General features: G+C 72.9%; 17 protein-coding genes. 4 read left to right on the plus strand and 13 right to left on the minus strand.

Annotation, left to right across the window (positions count from 1 at the left end; genetic code table 11):
* Positions 1–415: 415 nt before the first annotated feature.
* The gene (locus tag ACFRAC_RS11945; RefSeq protein ID WP_382923755.1) at positions 416–1,423 is read right to left on the minus strand and encodes a stage II sporulation protein M; all 1,008 of its coding nucleotides are present in this window, start codon (positions 1,421–1,423) and stop codon (positions 416–418) included.
* 129 nt (positions 1,424–1,552) lie between these two features.
* Here ACFRAC_RS11945 and ACFRAC_RS11950 point away from each other — a divergent pair, with 129 nt between their 5' ends.
* Positions 1,553–2,494: an RDD family protein gene (locus ACFRAC_RS11950; RefSeq protein ID WP_382923757.1), complete on the plus strand. Its 942-nt coding sequence runs from the start codon at positions 1,553–1,555 to the stop codon at positions 2,492–2,494.
* A gap of 11 nt (positions 2,495–2,505) precedes the next feature.
* Here ACFRAC_RS11950 and ACFRAC_RS11955 read toward each other — a convergent pair whose 3' ends face one another.
* Positions 2,506–3,120, minus strand: coding sequence for a hypothetical protein (locus ACFRAC_RS11955; RefSeq protein WP_382923759.1), 615 nt, complete (start codon positions 3,118–3,120; stop codon positions 2,506–2,508).
* A 189-nt stretch (positions 3,121–3,309) separates the two neighbouring features.
* Positions 3,310–4,767 carry an adenosylhomocysteinase gene (gene ahcY, locus ACFRAC_RS11960; protein WP_382923761.1) on the minus strand — a complete coding sequence of 486 codons (1,458 nt, stop codon included), beginning with the start codon at positions 4,765–4,767 and terminating at the stop codon, positions 3,310–3,312.
* A gap of 539 nt (positions 4,768–5,306) precedes the next feature.
* On the opposite strand from ahcY, the gene ACFRAC_RS11965 reads away from it, so the two are divergent.
* Positions 5,307–5,639: a PTS sugar transporter subunit IIA gene (locus tag ACFRAC_RS11965; protein WP_382923763.1), complete on the plus strand. Its 333-nt coding sequence runs from the start codon at positions 5,307–5,309 to the stop codon at positions 5,637–5,639.
* Between the two features lie 188 nt (positions 5,640–5,827).
* On the opposite strand, the gene ACFRAC_RS11970 is transcribed toward ACFRAC_RS11965, so the two are convergent.
* The 7 genes from ACFRAC_RS11970 to ACFRAC_RS12000 form a co-directional block, all read right to left on the minus strand.
* On the minus strand, positions 5,828–6,808 hold the full coding sequence (locus tag ACFRAC_RS11970; RefSeq protein ID WP_382923765.1) for a cation diffusion facilitator family transporter: 981 nt from the start codon (positions 6,806–6,808) through the stop codon (positions 5,828–5,830).
* Between the two features lie 161 nt (positions 6,809–6,969).
* The gene (gene manA / locus ACFRAC_RS11975; RefSeq protein WP_382923767.1) at positions 6,970–8,121 is read right to left on the minus strand and encodes a mannose-6-phosphate isomerase, class I; all 1,152 of its coding nucleotides are present in this window, start codon (positions 8,119–8,121) and stop codon (positions 6,970–6,972) included.
* Positions 8,122–8,310: 189 nt separating this feature from the next.
* A complete protein-coding gene (locus ACFRAC_RS11980) occupies positions 8,311–9,438 on the minus strand; it encodes an SIS domain-containing protein (protein ID WP_382923769.1) in 1,128 nt (375 codons plus the stop codon).
* Between the two features lie 140 nt (positions 9,439–9,578).
* The gene (locus ACFRAC_RS11985) at positions 9,579–9,749 is read right to left on the minus strand and encodes a Trm112 family protein (protein ID WP_078883827.1); all 171 of its coding nucleotides are present in this window, start codon (positions 9,747–9,749) and stop codon (positions 9,579–9,581) included.
* 133 nt (positions 9,750–9,882) lie between these two features.
* Positions 9,883–11,247, minus strand: a complete 1,365-nt coding sequence (locus ACFRAC_RS11990; RefSeq protein ID WP_382923772.1) for a phosphomannomutase/phosphoglucomutase — start codon at positions 11,245–11,247, stop codon at positions 9,883–9,885.
* A 114-nt stretch (positions 11,248–11,361) separates the two neighbouring features.
* Positions 11,362–12,978, minus strand: a complete 1,617-nt coding sequence (locus ACFRAC_RS11995; protein ID WP_382923773.1) for an L-lactate permease — start codon at positions 12,976–12,978, stop codon at positions 11,362–11,364.
* 216 nt (positions 12,979–13,194) lie between these two features.
* Complete coding sequence (locus ACFRAC_RS12000; protein ID WP_079033994.1) at positions 13,195–13,623, minus strand: DUF3499 domain-containing protein; 429 nt, start codon at positions 13,621–13,623, stop codon at positions 13,195–13,197.
* 292 nt (positions 13,624–13,915) lie between these two features.
* Between ACFRAC_RS12000 and ACFRAC_RS12005 the strand changes: the two genes are divergently transcribed.
* Positions 13,916–14,362, plus strand: a complete 447-nt coding sequence (locus ACFRAC_RS12005) for a metallopeptidase family protein (RefSeq protein WP_382923774.1) — start codon at positions 13,916–13,918, stop codon at positions 14,360–14,362.
* 47 nt (positions 14,363–14,409) lie between these two features.
* Here ACFRAC_RS12005 and ACFRAC_RS12010 read toward each other — a convergent pair whose 3' ends face one another.
* From ACFRAC_RS12010 to ACFRAC_RS12020, 3 genes are all read right to left on the minus strand, one after another.
* Positions 14,410–15,957 carry a DUF5719 family protein gene (locus ACFRAC_RS12010; protein ID WP_382923775.1) on the minus strand — a complete coding sequence of 516 codons (1,548 nt, stop codon included), beginning with the start codon at positions 15,955–15,957 and terminating at the stop codon, positions 14,410–14,412.
* Positions 15,954–19,685, minus strand: a complete 3,732-nt coding sequence (locus tag ACFRAC_RS12015) for a glycosyltransferase (RefSeq protein WP_382923776.1) — start codon at positions 19,683–19,685, stop codon at positions 15,954–15,956. The genes ACFRAC_RS12010 and ACFRAC_RS12015 overlap by 4 nt, the downstream gene beginning before the upstream one ends.
* Positions 19,686–19,941: 256 nt before the next feature.
* On the minus strand, positions 19,942–20,205 hold the full coding sequence (locus ACFRAC_RS12020; protein WP_003975777.1) for a WhiB family transcriptional regulator: 264 nt from the start codon (positions 20,203–20,205) through the stop codon (positions 19,942–19,944).
* A 649-nt stretch (positions 20,206–20,854) separates the two neighbouring features.
* Between ACFRAC_RS12020 and ACFRAC_RS12025 the strand changes: the two genes are divergently transcribed.
* The gene (locus tag ACFRAC_RS12025) at positions 20,855–21,376 is read left to right on the plus strand and encodes a cysteine dioxygenase (RefSeq protein WP_382923777.1); all 522 of its coding nucleotides are present in this window, start codon (positions 20,855–20,857) and stop codon (positions 21,374–21,376) included.
* Positions 21,377–21,407 lie beyond the last annotated feature (31 nt).

Genomic DNA, 21,407 nt, shown 5'->3' on the forward strand with positions numbered 1-21,407 from the left:
GGCGTTGATTTTTGGCACGCTGTTGAGTTCTCAAGGAACGGACGCTTCCTTTGTACTCACCCTCTCGGGCTTTCCTCCGGGCGCTTCCCTTCGGTCTTGCGTTTCCGACTCTATCAGATCTTTCCGACCCGATTTCCTCGGTGCTTTCCAGGTTCCCGCTTCCGCGTTTCCCTTTCCAGCGGTTCCGACTTTATCAGAAGTCTTGGGCCAGATTGACCGGCCGTTCTTTTCCGATTTATCGGGAGAGGCTTCTCGGGAATCGATGTTCCACCGAAGCAGATAGGTTCTCAACCTACCCGGATCGGACTGGGTCCGCCTCCAGGCAACTGTTCGAATCTACCTCCCCGCTCGCGTCGTGTCAACGGCTCTCGCGGGGCGAAGAGGAGACTAGCAGCTCATCAGGCCCGTACGCACATCACGCGGCGGTCGGCACGGTCGCGCTGCGCTCGGCCTGCTCGACATCACCCGTATCGCCCTCACGCGCGGCACGGCCGCCGACGACATAGACGTAGACGAGGAAGGCCACCTCGGCGAGGACGCCGATGCTGATGCGTGCCCAGGTGGGCAGTCCCGAGGGGGTGACGAACCCTTCGATGGCGCCGGACACGAAAAGGACCAGCGCGAGGCCTATCGCCATCCCGATGGCCGCGCGGCCTTCTTCCGCCAGGGCGGAGCGCCGGGTGCGGGGGCCCGGGTCGATCAGGGTCCAGCCGAGGCGGAGGCCGGTGCCGGCGGCGACGAAGACCGCCGTGAGTTCCAGCAGACCGTGCGGGAGGATCAGTCCGAGGAAGGTGTCCAGGCGTCCTGCCGACGACATCAGGCCGATGCCGACGCCGAGGTTGAGCATGTTCTGGAAGAGGATCCAGAGCACGGGCAGGCCGAGGAAGACGCCGAGGATCAGGCAGAGCGCTGCCGCCCATGCGTTGTTCGTCCAGACCTGGGCCGCGAACGACGCCGCCGGATGGCTGGAGTAGTACGTCTCGTACTGCCCGCCGGGGCGGGTCAGTTCCCGGAGCTGGCTGGGGGCCGCGATGGTGGCCTGCACGGCGGGGTGGGTTCCGATCCACCACCCCAGGAGGACCGCCACCAGCGTGGACAGGAGCGCGGTCGGTACCCACCAGTGGCGGCAGCGGTAGACCGCGGCCGGGAAGCTGTGCGCGAAGAAGCGGGTCACGTCGCGCCACGACGCGCGGCGGGTGCCGGTGACGGCGCTGCGCGCGCGGGCCACGAGCTGGCTGAGGCGGCCCGTCAGCTGGGGGTCGGGGGCGCTGGACTGGATCAGGGACAGATGGGTGGCCGCACGCTGGTAGAGGACGACGAGTTCGTCGGCCTCGGCACCTGTGAGGCGGCGTTGCCGGCCCAGCAGGGTGTCGAGGCGCTCCCACTCCGCCCGGTGGGCGGTGACGAAGACGTCGAGGTCCATCTGCTTTCCTGCTCCCCGGCTGTTCGTCGGCGGTTCCTGGTGGACGTCAGCTTGTCGTACTGCGGCGCTACGCGCCCTCAGCTTGGCAGACTGGCCGCTCAAGGGGCAGGTCAGGGAAGGACGGTCGGCGTGAGTGAGCTGGTGACGGGCGAGGCGGTGGCGCTGGAGCTGCGCCCCGCGAAGCTGCCCAGCAGGGCCCTGGCCGTGCTGCTGGATCTGGCGGTGGCCGTGGTCGCGTACATCGTCGTGACGATCGGTGTGGTGGCCGCGACGGCGTCGCTGGACGAGGCGGCACAGGCCGCGCTGTCGGTCGCGTTGTTCGTGTTGCTGCTGGTCGGCGGGCCGATCGCGGTCGAGACGCTCAGCCATGGGCGCTCGCTCGGGAAGCTGGCCTGCGGGTTGCGGGTGGTGCGGGACGACGGGGGGCCGATCCGGTTCCGGCACGCCCTGGTGCGGGGTCTCATCGGTGTCATCGAGATCCTGCTGACGCTCGGCGTGGTCGCCGTCGTCGCGTCGCTCGTCTCCGCGCGCGGGCGGCGGCTCGGTGACGTCTTCGCCGGCACGCTCGTCGTACGGGAACGGGTGCCGGAAGCGCGGACGGGATTTGTTCCGCCGCCTCCGCCATGGCTGGCGGGGCGGTTCTCGGCACTCGATCTGTCGGCCGTGCCGGACGGGCTGTGGCTCTCCGTCCGTCAGTACCTCACGCGCATGCAGACCCTCGATCCGCAGGTCGGCTGGAGCATGGCGCAGCGGCTCGCGACGGAGGTGGCGGCCCGCACGGGCGCGCCGGTGCCGCCGGGTGTCCCGCCCGCCGCCTACCTCGCCGCCGTGCTGCACGAGCGGCAGACGCGGGAGGCCCGCCGCGCCTTCGCCGCGGCACCGTCGGCAGGCGACCGTCCGAGTGTCGCCCCCAGCGGGATGCCCACGCCCGGGCCCCAGGAGGCATCGCGCTATCGCCCGGAGCCCTCGGAGCCCTATCACCCGGTGTCGCAGGACCCGCCCGCCGGGGACCGGTCCGCTGAGGACCGGTCCGGCACGCGGCCGTCCACCGGGTTCGTTCCACCCGCCTAGTCCGGCCTCGGTCAACTGAACGTCGACGGCGGGGAGTCAAGGTCCTCCAGTTCGACGCCGGGGGCCGCGAGGACCACGTCGCCGGCGATGTGCACGGCGTGCCGTTCGCCCGTGTCCAAGGCGGTGACCTCGTACTCGTCCACGGTCAGGGGGCCGTTGTCAGTGGCGTGTGTTTCTCTGTTCACCAGCGCCCAGGACTGGTCCACGGTGCGGGGGGCGAGGACCGGGTCCGTGAGGGCCACCAGGCGTACGCGGGTCGCGGAGGCGGAAGGGGTGAGGCGCAGCAGACGGGTGGTGGCGACGAGGAACGCGGGGGATGTCCCGGTGAAGGCGTGGGCGGGCACGTTGCCTTCGGTGGCCTCGGTCCCCGTGGGGTCCGTGCGGACCCAGGTGACGCCGTCGAGGGCGGCGCCGCGGACCTGCCAGTCCCCGGCGTGGAGCTCCAGGCGGAGGGGGCGGCCGAGCGTGTCGAGGGTGAGGTCGACGGAGCCGCTGTCGTGACCGGCGGGGGTGGTGCGCCGGGCGACGTAGCGCCAGCCGGAGGGGCCGGGGGCGCACTGGAAGTGTTCTTGGGCGAGGGGGGTGTGATCGTGCGGATCGAGGAGCGAATAGCGGCCGCGGGGCATCGGGGTCCTGAGGCTTGACGGGCGGTCTGGTCTCGCGAGCGGTCCGGTCGTGACGGGCTGGTCCGGCCGCGCGGGCCGAGGCCCGTGCGCGCGAGGGGACGTACGGGCCAAAGGGGCAGGCCCCCGGCACGGGGGTGCGGGGGCCTGCCTCGGTGGATCGGCTGCTGCCGAGGGAGTGGAGCGCTCGCCTCAGTAGCGGTAGTGGTCCGACTTGAAGGGGCCGTCGACCTCGACACCGATGTACGCGGCCTGCTCGGGGCGCAGCTTGGTCAGCTTCACGCCGAGCGCGTCCAGGTGGAGACGGGCGACCTTCTCGTCCAGGTGCTTGGGCAGCGTGTAGACGCCGGTCGGGTACTCGTCGGGCTTGGTGAACAGCTCGATCTGGGCCAGGGTCTGGTCCGCGAACGAGTTGGACATCACGAAGGACGGGTGGCCGGTGGCGTTGCCCAGGTTCAGCAGGCGGCCCTCGGACAGCACGATGATCACCTTGCCGTCCGGGAAGGTCCAGGTGTGGACCTGCGGCTTGACCTCGTCCTTGACGATGCCGGGGACCTTGGCGAGGCCGGCCATGTCGATCTCGTTGTCGAAGTGGCCGATGTTGCCGACGATCGCCTGGTGCTTCATCTTGGCCATGTCCGAGGCCATGATGATGTCCTTGTTGCCGGTCGTGGTGACGAAGATGTCGGCCTTGTCGATGACCTCGTCGAGGGTCGTGACCTGGTAGCCGTCCATCGCCGCCTGCAGCGCGCAGATGGGGTCGATCTCGGTGACGATCACGCGGGCGCCCTGGCCGCGCAGGGACTCGGCGCAACCCTTGCCCACGTCGCCGTAGCCGCAGACGACGGCGGTCTTGCCGCCGATCAGGACGTCGGTGGCGCGGTTGATGCCGTCGATGAGCGAGTGGCGGCAGCCGTACTTGTTGTCGAACTTCGACTTGGTGACGGCGTCGTTGACGTTGATCGCCGGGAACAGGAGGGTGCCGTCGCGCTGCATCTCGTACAGGCGGTGGACGCCGGTCGTGGTCTCCTCGGTGACACCGCGGATCTCGGACGCCAGGTGGGTCCACTTCTGGGGGTTCTCGCCCAGGGTGCGGTGGAGCAGCTGGAGGATGACGCGGTGCTCGTCGGACTCGGCGGTGTCGACGTCCGGGACCTTGCCGTCCTTCTCGTACTCGACGCCCTTGTGGACGAGGAGGGTGGCGTCACCGCCGTCGTCCAGGATCATGTTCGGGCCGCCGGTGGGGCTGTCCGGCCAGGTCAGCGCCTGCTCGGTGCACCACCAGTACTCCTCCAGCGTCTCGCCCTTCCAGGCGAAGACCGGGATGCCCTGCGGGTTCTCCGGCGTGCCGGTCGGGCCGACGGCGATCGCGGCGGCGGCGTGGTCCTGGGTGGAGAAGATGTTGCAGGAGGCCCAGCGCACCTGGGCGCCGAGCGCGGCCAGGGTCTCGATCAGGACGGCCGTCTGCACGGTCATGTGCAGCGAGCCGGTGATGCGGGCGCCGGCCAGCGGCTGCGCCTCGGCGTACTCCTTGCGGATCGCCATCAGGCCGGGCATCTCGTGCTCGGCGAGGGTGATCTCCTTGCGGCCGAACTCGGCCAGGGAGAGGTCGGCGACCTTGAAGTCCTGTCGGTTGTCGACAGTCGTCATTACGGGCTGCTCCTCGGTATCGGGGCGAGGGTGGGTACGGCTGTTCTGCGCGGCGGCGGACACCGGGGTGCCCTGAAGAGGGCACAGGCATGCCCGCGTGCGCGCAGCGCAGTCGTCGGAGGCCCTCTCTCCCTCGGCCGGTCCGCAGTGGGACCGCCCGACCGCCATCAGCAGCGACGTCTGGCTCCGTTCCAAGCTACACCGGGATGCCCCGCGATCCCCAGCCCGCCTCCGAACGGTTCGGGCCATCCCGGTGCTGCTGCGCACAGCGGGTGAGGGCCGCGCGGAGGCAAGGGGCGGGACTGCGGCGAGGGGTTGCCGCCCCCTTGAGTCCGGCGCGCGGTGGGACCCTCCCCCCACGCGCGACGGTGGGGAGCGGCGTGTGAGGTTGCTCGCTGTGACCGCGTGCCCGACCGGCATCGCCCACACGTAACAGGTGCCGTGCCGGTCGGGGCGGGTGCCGGTGGTGCCGCGGCGCCGGTGGAGTCCGCGGTCACCGTGCCCGCGCCACCGGGCCATCCGCAGGTGGGGCCCGTGCGGTGCTCTGCGGTCACCTGACCGAGCGGACGGTGCGGGGCCGGCCGGACGCCACGGACAAGGCGGCCGCGATCCGGGAGATGGCCGGCCCGCTGGCGCGCGGCGGCCGGGTCGCGGACGAGGACGAGCTGGTGGCCACGGCGCTGCGGCGGGAGGAGCGGGGCACGACCGGGCTCGGTGAGGAGATCGCGGTCCCGCACGTCAAGACGGACGCGGTGAGTGCGCCGGCCGTCGGTTTCGCCTCCCTGCGCCGAGGGCGTCGAGTGGGACTCCCCCGACGGTTCGAAGGCCCGGCCGCTGTTCATGATCGCCGTACCGGAGGCGGCCGCCGGTGACGAGCATCCGCGCGTCGTGGCGCTGCTGTCGCGGAGGCTGACGGACGCCGGTTCCGGGAGTGGCTGCCGGGCGCGCCGGAGAAGGCACCGTCGTGGAGGTGCTGTGCGAGGTGGGCCGGCCCTCGCGGGGACCACGTGCCGAGGGGCCCGCCGGAAAAGTGCGGCGGGCCCCTCGGGGTGAGCTGATGTCAGTGGGCGGTGTCGTGTGGGGCGGGACCGCCCGGGGTCGCCTCGGGGTCGGCGCCCTTGGTCGCCTCGGCCTCGCTGTAGATGTCGGGTTCGAGGTAGATGACGCGGGCGATCGGGACGGCCTCGCGGATGCGGGCCTCGGCGGCGTTGATCGCGGCGGCGACCTCGCGGGCCGTGTCGTCGTGCTGGACGGCGATCTTGGCGGCGACGAGGAGTTCCTCGGGGCCGAGGTGGAGCGTGCGCATGTGGATGATGCCGGTGACGGTGTCGCCGTCGACGATGGCGGCCTCGATCCGCTTCGTCTCCTCGGCGCCGGCGGACTCGCCGAGCAGCAGCGACTTGGTCTCGATGGCCAGGACGACCGCGATCAGGACGAGCAGGACGCCGATGCAGATGGTGCCCACACCGTCCCAGACGCCGTCACCGGTGAGCAGGGCGAGGCTGACGCCGCCGAGGGCGAGGACCAGGCCGACCAGCGCGCCGAAGTCCTCCAGCAGGACGACGGGCAGCTCGGGCGCCTTGGCGTGGCGGACGAACTCCTTCCAGGACTTCCCGCCGCGGGTGACGTTGGACTCCTTGATGGCCGTCCGGAAGGAGAAGCCCTCGGCGATGATCGCGAAGACGAGGACGCCGACCGGCCAGTACCAGTGGTCGATCTCGTGGGGGTGCTTGATCTTCTCGTAGCCCTCGTAGAGGGCGAACATGCCGCCGACCGAGAACAGGATGATCGACACGAGGAAGGCGTAGATGTAGCGCTCGCGGCCGTAGCCGAAGGGGTGTTGCGGCGTCGCCTCGCGCTGGGCCTTCTTGCCGCCGACCAGCAGCAGGGCCTGGTTGCCGGAGTCGGCGAGCGAGTGCACGCCTTCGGCGAGCATCGACGACGAGCCGCTGAACGCGAACGCCACGAACTTCGATGCAGCGATCGCGAGGTTGGCGGCGAGTGCCGCCACGATCGCCTTGGTACCGCCTGACGCGCTCATGTGTCGCGTTGTCCCTTCGCCTTCGGAGCCTTCGTACCTACGTCGTCCGGGCGTCGCCGGCGAGGGCGCGCTGCCCTCGGTCGGCTTTGCCCGGCCTTTGCCGGTGGGCCATTGTCGCAGTCCGGCCGGACCCTGGCCCGCCGGGCCGCCGGATACCTCGCTCAGGCGACGACCGTGGCCCGGAACACCGTGCCGGCACCGGACACTTCGGCCTTTTCGCCCGCCGGGACGAAGACCGACCGGCCCGGCGTCAGGTCGTGTTCCCCGGCACGGACGGAACCCGACGTGCAGAGCAGGATCTGCGGGGTCGCCCGGGTGAGGTCGTGGGCGGTGGTCCCCTCCGGCAGGACGTACCGGGAGAGCCGGAACTCGTCGATCGGGGTCTCGTAGACCTCCTCGCCGTCCGGTGCGGCCTCCGGGCGCAGCACTCCGGGGTCGCCCGCCTCGAAGCGGACGACGCGCAGGAGTTCGGGGACGTCGACGTGTTTGGGGGTGAGGCCGCAGCGCAGGACGTTGTCGGAGTTGGCCATGATCTCGACGCCGAGTCCGTTCAGGTAGGCGTGCGGGATGCCGGCGCCGAGGAACAGGGCCTCGCCGGGCTGCAGCCGGACGTGGTTGAGGAGCATGGCAGCGATGACGCCGGGGTCGCCGGGGTAGTGGTGGGCGATGCCGGCGTACGGGGCGTGCTCGCCGCCGAGGCGGGTGCAGGCGGCCGCGGCCTCGGCGACGGTGTGGGCCATGGCGTCGCGGTCGGCGGTGAGGATGGCGGTCAGCACCTCGCGCAGGGCCGCCTCCTCGGGGCGCGCGTGCAGCAGGTCGACGTACGGCTTGAGGGAGTCGACGCCGAGGGCGTCCAGCAGGCCGGCCGCCTGGACGGGGTCGCGGAAGCCGCACAGGCCGTCGAACTCGGTGAGCGCGCAGATCAGTTCGGGCTTGTGGTTGGCGTCCTTGTAGTTGCGGTGGCCTGCGTCCACGGGGATGCCGCGGCGCTCCTCGTCCTCGTACCCCTGCTTCGCCTGGGCGAGGTCGGGGTGGACCTGGAGGGAGAGGGGGGCGCCGGCGGCGAGGAGTTTGAGGAGGAAGGGCAGGCGGGGGCCGAACTTGGCGACGGTCGCCGCGCCCAGTTCCCGCTCGGGGTCGGCCTCGATGACCTCGACGAGGGTGCCGCGGGCCGTGCGCGAGGGGGCGCCGGGGTGGGCGCCCATCCACATCTCCGCCTGCGGTTCACCGCTCGGCTCGACGCCGAGGAGCTTCGGCAGGGCGGTAATGGAACCCCAGGCGTAGGGGCGGACGGTGTTGTCGAGGCGGTCCATGCGGGTTCTGCCTGCTCTCTGTGCGTGCGTGCCGGCGCGTACGAGCGCGGGTCTTCTTCGGTGGAACGTGGGTCCTGTGCGCGGGAGCACGGGTCTTGCGCGGTGGGCCAGGAAGCACCCGCCGGACGGCGGCCGTTCGTGACGGGTTCGCGCGCGTACGGCCGCTGCCCGGTGCGTCCCGGGACAGGTCTAGGCGCCCGAGGCGAGCGCCAGGTAGACGGCGGCGAAATCCGTGACGGCGATCAGTTCCGCGAGGGTCTCCAGCTCGTCGCCGGGTTCCGGTTCGAGCTCGCTGATCGGGGTGTCGTGGCTGAGGGCCAGGTCGCGGGCGGCGGGCGCGGCGGTGAGGCCGCCGATCGGCCGGTCGCGCAGGAGCACGACGCGCGCGTGCAGGGCCGCGGGCTCCTCGACGCGGTCCCGGAAGAAGTCGTCGGGATCGGCGCTCGCCGCGAGCCGGCCGGCGAGCAGGGCGCTGTGCGCGGACAGGGCCTCGGGCAGCTCGGCGACGAGGGCGGGGTGGCCGGAGAGCTCGGCGAGCGCGGCGGCGAACCGGCGGCCGGCCGGGCCGGCGGACACGCCTTCCGTCCACACCAGCGGCAGTGCGTCGGCGAGTTCGACGGCGAGCGTCTTGGCCGGGTTGCTGTACGTCGCGACGGCGGGGCCGCAGCGCTCGGCGACGTGGTCGAGGCGGTCGGCGACCTTCTCCACGACGTCGGGCGGGGCCGCGAGGATCCCGGTCCGGTCGAGCAGCGCGAGGAGGGGGGTCAGCAGCGCCCACAGCACGCCGGGCGCGGAGGCGGCGAGCGGGGTGTCCAGCTCGTAGGGGGCGGTCGCCATCGGCACGAACAGGCCGTGGCTGTTCGGCACGGCCTCGGCGAGCGGGGAGCCGGCGGGGGACACCGCGACGACGGCGCAGCCGCGGCGGTAGGCCTGCTCGGCCAGCAGCGACAGGCCGGGTTCGCTGCCGTCGGGGGTGGCGATCAGCAGCAGGTCGACGGAGCCGGCCCAGCCCGGCAGCTCCCAGCGCAGGGCGCCGCCCGCGGGGGCGACGCCGGTCGGCGCGAGGCGGGTGACGGGGCTGGTGGCGCCGGCGAGCGTGCCGAGCAGGTCGGCGACGCAGATGGCGGCGGCACCGGGTCCCGCGATCAGGATGGCGCGGGGGCGGCCGTCGGGCTTGAGATCGTGGACGCCTGCCTCGGTGGCGTGCCGGGCGGCGGTGCGGACGCGGGCACCCGCCTCGGCCGCGCCGCGCAGCAGGGCACGGCGGTCGGCCTCCGCGAGCGCTTCCGGCGCGTCGAGCAGCGATTCGTCGAGCATGGGCGGAAGGCCTCCGATCGCCGGGTCGTCTGGCGGCTCTGTCGTGCCGGTGCGTCGGTGCGGGTGCTTCGTGCGGTGCCGGCCGGTCTGGCGCCGGCCGGCGACGGCCGCGGGCCCTGCGGGCCGCGGCCGCGGGGTGCTTACGCGGGGCGGCGGGCCTCGTCGACGAGGAGGACGGGGATGCCGTCGCGGACGGGGTACGCCAGACCGCAGTCCTGTCCGGTGCAGACCAGCTCGGTGTCCTGCTCCTCGAGGGGGGCGTGGCAGGCCGGGCAGGCGAGGATCTCCAGGAGGCCGGCTTCCAGCGGCATGGCGGGTCCCTTCTGGGGGCGGGTGTCGGTGGTGCGTGGGCGGTGCGGATGTGCCTGGTCAGCGTACCGCCGGTGGGGGCGGCTCGCGGGCGCTGCCCTGCGGGGCGGCCGGGGCCGCCCCGCGCGCGGGGGCTCAGGCTCTGATGATGGCCAGGGCCTCGTCCCGCACCTTCGCCATCGTGGCCTCGTCGCGGGCCTCGGCGTTGAGCCGCAGGAGGGGCTCGGTGTTGGACGGGCGGACGTTGAACCACCAGTCGGCGGACGTCACCGTGAGGCCGTCGAGGTCGTCCAGGGTCACGCCGTCCTGTCCCTCGTAGGCGGCCCGGATCGCGGCGAGGCGGTCCGCCTGGTCGGCGACGGTGGAGTTGATCTCGCCGGAGCCTGCGTAGCGGTCGTACCGGGCGACCAGTTGGGACAGGGTGCCGTCCTGGCCGCCGAGCGCCGCGAGGACGTGGAGGGCGGCCAGCATGCCGGTGTCGGCGTTCCAGAAGTCCTTGAAGTAGTAGTGCGCGGAGTGCTCGCCGCCGAAGATCGCGCCGGACTTCGCCATCTCGGCCTTGATGAAGGAGTGCCCGACGCGGGTGCGGACGGGGGTGCCGCCGTGCTCCCGGACGACCTCGGGGACGGACCACGAGGTGATCAGGTTGTGGATGACCGTGCCCTGCCCGCCGTACCGGGCGAGTTCGCGGGCGGCCACGAGGGCGGTGACGGCGGACGGCGGGACGGGCTCGCCGCGCTCGTCGACGACGAAGCAGCGGTCGGCGTCGCCGTCGAAGGCGATGCCGAGGTCGGCGCCCTCCTCGCGGACCCGCTTCTGCAGGTCCACGATGTTCGCCGGGTCCAGCGGGTTCGCCTCGTGGTTCGGGAAGGTGCCGTCCAGCTCGAAGTACATCGGGACGACGTCCAGCGGGAGGCCCGCGAGGACGGTCGGCACGGTGTGGCCGCCCATGCCGTTGCCCGCGTCGACGACGACCTTCAGGGGCCGGATCGCGGTGAGGTCGACGAGGGAGCGCAGGTGCGCCGCGTAGTCGTCCAGGGTGTCGCGGCGCGTGACGGCGCCGGTCGTGGCGGCCGGGGCTGGTGCGCCCGAGCCGGTCCACTCCTCCACCAGTGCGCGGATGTCGGCGAGGCCGGTGTCCTGGCCGACGGGGGCGGCTCCGGCGCGGCACATCTTGATGCCGTTGTACCGCGCGGGGTTGTGCGAGGCCGTGAACATGGCGCCGGGCAGGTCCAGCGCGCCCGAGGCGTAGTACAGCTGGTCCGTGGAGCACAGGCCGATCTCGGTGACGTCCACGCCCCGCCGGGCCGCTCCGCGCGCGAAGGCGGCGGACAGACCGGGGGACGACGGCCGCATGTCGTGGCCGGTCACGATCGCGCTCGCGCCGGTCACCTGCGCGAAGGCCGCGCCGAACACCTCGGCCAGCGGCTCGTCCCACTGGTCCGGGACCACTCCGCGCACGTCGTACGCCTTCACGATCTGCGACAGATCAGCAGCCACGGGCACCCCTCCTGAAAGTCCTCACCGGGACCCCAAACTACCCGTCCGCACCGACAGCGCGGTGGGCCGGTCCCGAGTGGACCCACAGCCGTAACCCGGCGGTCGCCGAGGGGGTCAGGGCAGCATCCAGCCGAGCACGGGTGAACTCTGGCCGACCACGATCAGACACATCACCAGCAGCAGCCCCAGGCTCCATGGCAGGACCTTGCGCAGCAGGTCGCCCTCGCGGCCCGCGAGACCGACGGCCGCGCACGCGATGGTGAGGTTCTGCGGCGAGATCATCTTGCCGAGCACACCGCCGGAACTGTTCGCGGCGGCCAGCAGGTCCGGCGACAGTCCCGACTGGCGGGCCGCGGTGACCTGCAGCGCGCCGAACAGGGCGTTGGCGGAGGTGTCGGAGCCGGAGACGGCCACGCCGAACCAGCCCAGCACCGGTGACAGGAAGGCGAGTCCGGCGCCGGCCGCGGCGACGAAGTGGCCGATGGTGGCGGCCTGTCCGGAGAGGTTCATGACGTAGGCGAGGGCCAGCACGGACGTGACGGTCAGGATGGCGTACCGCAGCTCGTGCACGGTCGCCAGCCACTCCTTGACGGCCACGCGCGCGTGCACGCCGAGCACGGCCGCCGTGCAGACGCCGGCGAGCAGCACGAGCGTGCCGCCGGTGGAGACGATCGGCCAGCTGAACACGTTGGCACCGACCGGGGTGCCTGCGGCGTCGGCGACGTCGAGGAAGGGCCAGTCGAAGGTCTGGGTCGCACGGGCCAGCCAGGCCTTGACCGGCGGTATCTGGGCGACGGAGAAGATCACCACGATCAGCGCGTAGGGGGCGTAGGCGCGGACGATCTCCGCGCGCGGGTCGTCCTCGTCCAGTTCCTCGCTGCGCGTCCCGGTGAGCGCGGACGCGCGTACGGCCTCCGTGGCGGGCACCCGCGCGTGCGGTACGGCGACCAGGGCGCCGGCGCCCACCAGGGCGGCGCCGATGTCGGCGAGTTGCGCGGAGACGTAGTTGGCGGCGGCGAACTGGGCCACGGCGAAGGCGACTCCGCACACCAGGGCGGGCACCCAGGTCTCGCGCAGGCCGCGCCTGCCGTCCACCAGGCCGACCAGCAGGAGCGGCACCACGAGGGCCAGCAGCGGGGTCTGACGGCCCACCACGGACGCGACGTCGTCCAGCGGCAGCCCGGTCACCTGGGCCAGTGTGACCACGGGGGTGCCCATCGCGCCGAAGGCCACGGGCGCGGTGTTGGCGACGAGTGCGACGACCGCCGCCCGCACCGGGTCGAAGCCGAGTGCCACGAGCATGACCGAGCAGATGGCGACGGGGGCCCCGAACCCGGCGAGGGCCTCCAGCAGGGCGCCGAAGCAGAAGGCGACGACGAGCGCCTGGATCCGCGGGTCGTCGGAGAGCCGGCCGAACGACCGCCGCAGGATGTCGAAGTGCCGGGTGCGGACCGTCATCCGATACACCCACAGGGCGTTGACGACGATCCACAGGATGGGGAAGAGGCCGAAGACGGCTCCCTGGGCGGCGCTGGAGAGCGTCTGGCCGAGCGGCATGCCGTAGGCGAGCCAGGCGACCAGGACGGCGCCCAGGAGCCCCAGGAGCCCGGCCAGGTGCGCCTTCATGCGGACCGCGCCCAGCAGGACGAGGACGATCACCAGCGGCAGGGCCGCCACCAGGGCGGACAGACCGAGGGAGCCCCCGACGGGCTCGAGTTCCTGCACGTACACGACGCCTCCCCGGATTCCGCCATGCGGAAAGTGATTTCTCGTTCCGGCCTAGGAATGGTCGTGTCCGCGACAACCTGGCGTCAATGGGCGTGCAGCACTCGCGACGAAGAGATCGCGGGGAACGCGGGGAACGGGGGGGGAACGCGGAGAGAACGCGAGAAGCGGGGGCGCTCGGAGGACCGGGCGTCAGTTGCCGGGGCGTCAGTTGTCGGGACGTCAGTTGTCGGGCGACCGCAGCACGCGCAGGTGACCTCGCCGCGCGACTTCCATCGGGTCGGCTCCGCGCCCTCCGCCACCGCCGGCCCCGGCGGCGCGCTCCTGCGGACGGGCGGCCTCGCGCACGGCGTTGGCGAGCGCTTCCAGGTCGTCCCCGCTCGGGCGGGCCGGAGCGGAACCGTCCAGCAGCCGTACGACCTCCCACCCGCGCGGGGCGGTCAGGCGCTCGGAGTGCTCGGCGCACAGGTCGTAGCAGTGGGGTTCGGCGTAGGTGGCGAGCGGGCCGAGAACCGCGGTCGAGTCGGCGTAGACGTACGTCAGCGTCGCTACGGCGGGACGGCCGCAAGCGGTGCGCGAACAGCGACGTACAGGGCTCACGACGTTGGACGGTACCGCACTCTTGAGCGGGCCGCGACGACTCTCCCCCAGGTCACCCCACCGTGTCGTGGCGTGAAACACCCCACACGCCCCATTCACCCCACCTCTGTGACCTGCGGAGACAGAAGGCGCCCCGAACCCGGCTCCGACCGGAGGCGGTCACCACTTACCACAAACCCTGTCAATTACCACGACCTCACCAGTCTCGGAGAGATACGGAAACGAGCCCAAGCTTGGCTGGAATGGTCATCTGCCGACATGCCGTACGGCCCGGTGCACACCGCCCCGGCCCGCGCCCGGACATCCGGCGGGCGGCGGCCACGGGGACTACGCTTCGTCAGTGATGGACACCCCCGTACCGCCCCGTGCCGTCGGCCCCGGGCCCCGCCGCCGTGATCGTCACGGGCGGGGCATGCGCGGCCCGATCGCACCACCCCAGGTCCCCCTGGCCGCCAGTCGCGCCGACGCGTTCGCCGACCTGGTGCAGGACTCCGTGGAGCGCCTGGAACGCCGCTGGCCGCAGCTCGCCGACATCGATTTCCTCGTCCTGGAGGTGCCGCGCCTGGACGGCACCGGCACCTGGAACGACGAGGCGGTCCCGCTCGGCGGCACCGTCGCCGCCCGCGACGGCCGTCCGGCCCGCGTGGTCGTCTACCGCAGGCCGGTGGAGATCCGCACCAAGGGCCGGGACGAGCGCGCGGCCCTCGTGCACGAGGTGGTCGTGGAACAGGTCGCCGAGGTGCTGGGACTGACCCCGGAGACGGTGGACCCCCGGTACGGGGAGGACTGACCCCGGGGCCGGAGCGGCACCGGGGCCGTCGCCTGCTTCTGGGGCGCCTACTGCTGGAGCACCGAGAGGTCCTGGTCGGCGTCCGGGACGGCCACCATGCCGCGGTCGTCGGGCAGGGTCTGCACGGTGAAGGCGGAGACGCCGTCCTTCCCCTCCGTGAGCGTCCGGGCCCCGTGGACCTCGCCGCCGGACACCGACTCCACCGTCAGGGCGTAGGTGCCCTTCAGGCCGCTCGGCACCGGTGCCTCGATCTGCTGGGTCGTCCCCGCCTTGATCGTGAACGACTTCGTCGCCGCCGTGCCGCCCTCGCTGCCGGCGGACGCGGTGACCTTGACCTCCGCCGCGCCGAACGGCGCCGTCAGCGACAGCGTCGTGCCCTTCGCCCGGTTGTCCACGACGGTCGCCCGCGCGCCGACCGGCCGGGTCGCCGGTATGAACGCCGTCTCCTGCCCGGCGCCCTTGCCGCGCACCACCCGCACCGCGGCGACCACCGGCACCGAGCGGCCCGTCGGGGTCAGCACCAGCGAGCCCGGCTCGCCGCGCATGACGTCGCCGAGGTCCACCGCGCCGGTCATGCCCGCCTTCAGATGCAGCGTCTCGTGCCCGGCCGGGGTGATCTGACCGGAGGGCGAGGCGAGCCGTACCTTCAGGTCCGCGTCCGCGTCACCCGGCGCGAACGCGATCAGCCGCACCGCCGTCGCGTCCTTCGGGATGCCGGGGATCACGACGCTCCCGGTGGGGTCGACGGACGCGCTCAGCCAGTCGCCGCCCAGCTTGTCGTCCAGGGCCTGCACCGAGGCCCCCACACGACCGCTGCGCACACTCACGTGCACGGTCACGTTGTCCTGCTTCTCGGTGGTCAGCGTGGACAGCAGGACCGGATCGTCGGAGTGCGGCGGGACGGTGATGCCCTCGCCCGCCGTGGTCTCCAGGGCGCCGTCCCTGCCGTACAGCTCGATGTCGACGACGGCGGCGGAGTCGTCCGGGTTCACCAGGTGCACGTAGTCCGTGCGGTCGACCGCCGTGCTGGCGCCCGGGAACCAGAAGTCGGTGTCCGGTGCCGTGCAGGTGACGCCGAGCAGACCGCGGCCCGAGCCGGCGGCGACCTCGGTGGTCTGCTGCACGGTCCAGCCGGGCGCGAACTTCCCGTCGGCGGTCCCGACCAGCGCCGGCGACTCCGAGCCGGAGTCCTCCTCGATGACCGGCTTGCCCGGCTCCTTGGCCGCCAGGACCGGCTCGGCGGCCGTGCCGGCCTCGTCCTTGCCGCCCTCGGCGTCCTTGCCCGACGCCTTCTTCCCGGTCTTGCCGGTCTTGCCGGTCTTGCCGTCCGTCGACTCGGTGGCGGCCGGGCGCAGTTCGGCCTTGCCCGCGGCGCCCGTCCCCTTGGTGAGGGGCGTGAACGAGGTGTACGTCGTCTCCGCCAGGTCCGAGACGCTCGGCGTGGGGCACGTGAGGCTCGTGCGCTCCACGGGCAGTTCGGCGGCCGTGGCGGCGGTGCCGGGCCCGGACGTGTCCGGGGAGGTGACGGCCGCGAACCCGGTGACGGCGGCGAGGGCGGTGGCACCGGCGATCAGGGACAGGGTGGTGCGGTTCACTGCTGGCTCCCGTCGGAACGTCCGCTGCCGTGCGGGTCCTGCCGCGCCGGGTCGTACGCGGGGTCGTAGCCCTGCTGGTAGGTCTGGTCGTAGGAGGCGTCGTAGGCCCCGGTCTGGTCCTGCCCGCCGTACGCGTACGGGTCGTACGGGGCGCCCTGGTACGGATCGCCCTGGTACTGCTGGTCGTAGCCGCCGCCCGAGTACTGCCGGCCGTCCTGGTACTGCGTGGCGTCCTGGTACTGCTCGCCTTGGTAGCCGCCGTACTCGGGGCTCGGGTGACCTGGTGTGTCCCACTCGCCGTAGGAACCCTGCTGGGGGATGTCCGCCGGGGCCGGCGGCTGTCCGGGCGGGGGCGGGGGCGGGGGCGGGAACCCGTCGGCCTCGAAGGCACCGGCCTCGGGGGCGTCCGTCTCCGGAGCGGCCTCCGCCGCCTCGGCCTCCGCCTGGGCGCGCAGCCTGCGGGCCCGCCGTCCCTCGCCGGCCACGGCCTCGGCGGGGACGGGCTCCTCCTCGGGCAGGTCGTCGTCGATGTCGCGGCGCCGGCCCGGGAGGGCCATCACGACGAGGACGACGGCCAGGAGTCCCTGCGCCCACAGCCAGGCGGTGTGGGTGAAGGGGTCGTCGTAGGTGACGTCCAGCGTGCCCCCGGCGGCGGGCAGTTCGAAGCCCTGCGCCCATCCGTCGACGGTCGTCGGGGTGAGCGGCCTGCCGTCCAGGGTGGCCGTCCAGCCGTCGTCGGCGGTGTCGGCGAGCCGCAGGACGCGGCCCTCGGCACCGGGCTCGATCGTGGTGTGGATGTCCACGGGTCCCGCGGCGACGGGCTGCGGCGCGGCCGACGCGGCCCCGGACCCGGAGCCGGTGACGATCGCCGCGCGGGACACCTGCCGGTCGATCCGCCACAGCGCGCTGCCCTTCTGCTCGCTGAGCCGCGACAGACCGGGCGTGGCGTCCAGCACGCGCGCGACCTCGCGCGGCGCGCCCTTGCGGACGAGGACGTAGCGCACGGCGAACGAGCCGAGCTGGTCGGCCTGGTCGGCGCCGGAGCCGGCGACGAGGTTCGCCACGATCTTGTCCAGCCGGGTGTTCTCCCCGTCGGCCAGGGCGAGTTCGGCGTCGCCGAGACGGGCGCCGGAGCCGCGGACCAGCACATAGCCGACGCGGGCCGTGGAGTCGCTGTCGAGGACGAGGGTGCGGGCCTGGTCGCGGGTGCCGCTCTCCTCGGCGACGAACGCCGGGACCTGCACCGGGTCGCGTCGCTCCAGGGGTCCGTCGGCGCCGCGGATCATCCAGCCGGCGGCGAGCAGGAACGGGCCCGCCGCGGCGGCGAAGGCGACCAGCGCGGCGACCGGCTGTCGCCAGCCGAAGCTCTGCTCGGCCACGCGGGCGCGTGCCCCGTCGGCGCCGAGCAGGGCGGCGGCCAGCAGGGCGAGCCCGTACACGAGGGTGGCGGGTCCGGCCCACGCCGAGCGATTGGACAGGACCGCGAAGACGAGGCCGAGCAGCGCGACCGCCCACGCCGTCCGGATGGCCGGCTGCCGCTCGGAGCGCAGCAGGGCGGCCAGCGCGGCCAGCACGACCCCGCCGAGCATGAGCCCTTCGACCGTGCCGGGGCCGCCGGGGCTGGCGTTGAGCAGGTCGAGGGCGGAGGCGGCCGAGGGGCCGAAGTCCAGGCCGGCCTCCTGGAAGAAGCCGAACGGCAGCAGCGACAGCGACCAGGGGGCGAGCGCCAGCAGGGGCACGCCGAGCTGGGCGACGAAGCGCAGTCCGTAGGCGGTGATGTCGGTGCGACGCACCGCGAGGAGGGTGAGGCCGAGGAGCAGCGCGATCGGCCACACGATCGGTGTGAAGGCGGTGGTGAGGGTCAGCAGCAGGGCGTAGGCCCAGGTGGCGCGCCAGCTTCCGCGGGTGCCGGAGGAGTGTGCCAGGCCGCTGGCCGCGATGCCGGCGCGCGCGATCAGCGGCAGGAGCACGCTGAGGACGGCGGTGCCGATCCGGCCGCCGGCGAGGGCTCCGGTGGCGGCGGGCAGGAAGGCGTAGACGACGGCCGCCCACGCGCGCAGGAGACGGGACTCGACGAGCGGGCGCGACGCGAAGTACGCGGTGAGCCCGGCCAGCGGCACCGAGCCGACGAGCAGGACGGTGACGGCGAGTCCGGTGGAGCCGAGCAGGAGGGAGGCGAGCGCCGCGACGAGCGCGAGGTACGGCGGTGGGGACGCGGTGCCGCCGGTGCCGACGGGGTGCCAGGCGTCGACGTAGTGCGACCACAGCTCGTCGGCGTCGGCCGGGGCGGGCAGCAGGGCGCCGCCCGCCAGCGCGCCGCCGCCGAGGAGTTCACGGCAGGCGATCAGCGAGACGAGCAGCAGGACGAGGAAGAGCACCGGGGCGGGCTTGCGGGCGATGCGCTTGAGGCGCGCGAACTGCTCGATCTCCAGGAAGTCGGCGTCGTCGCCGCCGGGTCCGGACTCGATCGCGCTGCCGTGCCGGCCCGCGCCGGTGACCACCTCGGGGTCGGAGCGGCCGACGACGCTGCTCGCGATCTGTTCGACAGTGGCCCGCACGGTCGCACCCGGCGGGGGGAACAGGGCGCGCAGCTCGCCCTTGTCGATGACGGGGGCGCCGCGCCGGCGCCGGCCGGCGATGATCCGCTCGGGGCGCAGCAGGGTGCCCATGAGGCCGCGGATCTCGTCGAGGGCCTGGCCGGGCACCTTGCCCACGAGGTAGGCGAGGGTGCGCAGGACGGTGCCGAGGACGAGGCGCAGCAACGCCCAGGGCAGGGCGGCGCCACGGGTGTTGACGAGGAGGGTGTAGACGGCGCCCGCCTTGTCGACCTTGTGCGGGGAGGCGGCGGTGCGGCCCACGCAGTCGACGGCGCGGCGCTCGCGGGAGGCGGCCTCGGCGTGCCGGACGACGGCCTCGGGGGCGACGAGGACGCGGTGGCCGGCGGCGGTGGCGCGCCAGCACAGGTCGACGTCGTCCCGCATGAGGGGCAGGTGCCGGTCGAAGCCGCCGAGCTCCTCGAAGACGTCGCGCCGGATGAGCATGCCGGCGGTGGAGACGGACAGGACCGGGCGCACGTGGTCGTGCTGCCCCTGGTCCTGTTCGCGGCGGTCCAGACCGGTCCAGCGGCGGCCTGAGTTGGCGATGGTGACGCCGACCTCCAGGAGCGCCCGGCGGTCGTACCAGCCGCGCAGCTTCGGGCCGACCACGGCGACGTCGTCGCGGCCCAGCTCGTGTTCGTTCTCCACGACGCGCAGCAGCTGGGCCAGGGCGTCGGGTTCGGGGGCGCAGTCGTCGTGCAGGAGCCACAGCCACTGCACCGGCTCCCCGTGAGGGAGTTCGGGCAGGTCGTAGGCGTCGTCGCGCCAGGTGCGGGTGACGGGGTCCCAGCCGCTGGGCCGCTTGAGGTAGGTGAGGTCGTCCGGGGTGAGGAGGGGGGCCGTGCGGTTGGCCTCCTCGACGGCCTGGCCGAAGCCGGTGCGCCGGGCGAGATGCAGGACGCGGTCGTCCCCGAGGGCGTCGGCGAGCAGCTGCGCGGACTGGTCGGCGCTGCCGGTGTCCGCGGCGACGGCGGACTGGACGGGGCGCTCCTGGCCCAGCAGCCCGGCGAGCGCGTCGGGCAGCCAGCGGGCGCCGTCGTGGGAGACGAGGACCGCGGTCACCACATGACGCGGGAACTCAGGTGTGGCAGCGGCGTCGTGCGCGGCTGCCGTGTGGCTGTGCACGGACATCGAGGTACAGGCCCCGGTTCGATGGACTGCGGTGGACGCCTGTGTCCCCGGGGGACAGCGGGACGTCTCGGACGAGCGCCCACACTATCGGCTGGCCATCACAGCGGCCCGCCGCCTGTGGACAACCCACCCGCGACGGGCCGTTCGAGATCTGTTCGAGACGTTGGGAGATGCGGAGGTACGGACGGATTCGCGCCGGCGCGCCCCGCCGCTGTCGTCGGCGGCCGGCGTGACGGCCGGGCCGTCGGCGGTGCCGTCAGACGGCCGCCTTCTTCAGCCGGCGCCGCTCGCGCTCGGACAGGCCGCCCCAGATCCCGAAGCGCTCGTCGTTGGCGAGGGCGTACTCGAGGCACTCGGAGCGGACCTCGCAGGCGAGGCAGACCTTCTTGGCCTCCCGGGTCGAGCCGCCCTTCTCGGGGAAGAAGGACTCGGGGTCGGTCTGGGCGCACAGTGCGCGCTCCTGCCAGCCGAGCTCCTCGTCCGCGTCGTCGACCAGCAGTTGCTGCACCAGCTCCGTCATGTGCGCCCCTCGTCCGTCTTTCGCGTCCCCGTGATGTAGCCGTTACCGATGTCGGCTGAACGACACGAGTGAAATTACAAGTGTGCTGCTCCGGGCGAGTCAAGCCGAGATCTGCTATTGAGCCCCTTATTCACTCTGCGGAACCAAGGCCTAGCGGAAAGTGTTCAAATCGTCCTAAACCTTGACAACCGGACAGGGCCCGCACGGGAACGTCGCTCCGCACAGAGCCTGTACGGGGAAAGACGTCCAGCCGTTCGATCTCGTTGCACACACGCGCGGATGCGAACCGGATCACAGTCCGATCACAGGATCACAACGACGCTCGTGCGCCCGGATGTGCGCCATGTGTCCCGGCAACCCGGTGCACAAACCTTTCGCCAGACAGATGGACCGGATGGGGTGAAAGCTGTGCCACATCACCGGGCGCCGAGTTGACAGTGGGGGCATGAACCGCTGTCCTTATGGGCATGTTCGCGAACTCGGCACTCACCTCGACCCGCACCGCCGGGTCCCTCGGTGCCGCCCGCGCGTTCTGCTGCTGTTGCTGTCCCAGCTGTTGAGCCCTTCCCGCTCCAGCTGAAGGCCGCGTCGTCCACGACGCGGCTCTCGTTCCCTCTGACCTTCTTTCACCGAGGAACCACCGCACCCCATGAACAGCGACAGCGACCTCCAGATCGCCGGCGACATCCTCGAAGTCCCGCACCTCCTCCAGGCCCCGCGCGAGCACCCGTCCACCGTGGCGGAGTTCGTCGGCCTGGCCCGCTCCCTGGCCGCGGACCGGTCGCAGTGGGAGCACCTGGTCCAGTACGACGCGACGACCCGCTGGTACCACCGGCTGCGCACCGGCCCCGGCTACGAGGTGTGGCTGCTGTCCTGGGTGCCCGGACAGGGCAGCGGCCCGCACGACCACGGCCCGTCCTCCGGCGTGCTGACGGTGCTGGACGGCACCCTGACCGAGCACACGGAACGCGGCACACGTGTCCTGCGCCCCGGCGACGAGCGGGTCTTCGCACCCGGCTACACCCACGACGTGGTGAACGACGCGCTGGAGCCCGCGGTCAGCCTGCACGTCTACTACCCGGGCCTGACCGAGATGCCGATGGTCCCGCGCTCCCACCTGCGTGCCGCCCCGGCGCCCGCGGCCTGCGAGGCGCGCCCGGTGACCGCCTGAGACGTTGCCGCACCCGGCTGACAGACTGTTT

The sequence above is a fragment of the Streptomyces sp. NPDC056628 genome (assembly GCF_042792555.1).
GTDB lineage: Bacteria > Actinomycetota > Actinomycetes > Streptomycetales > Streptomycetaceae > Streptomyces.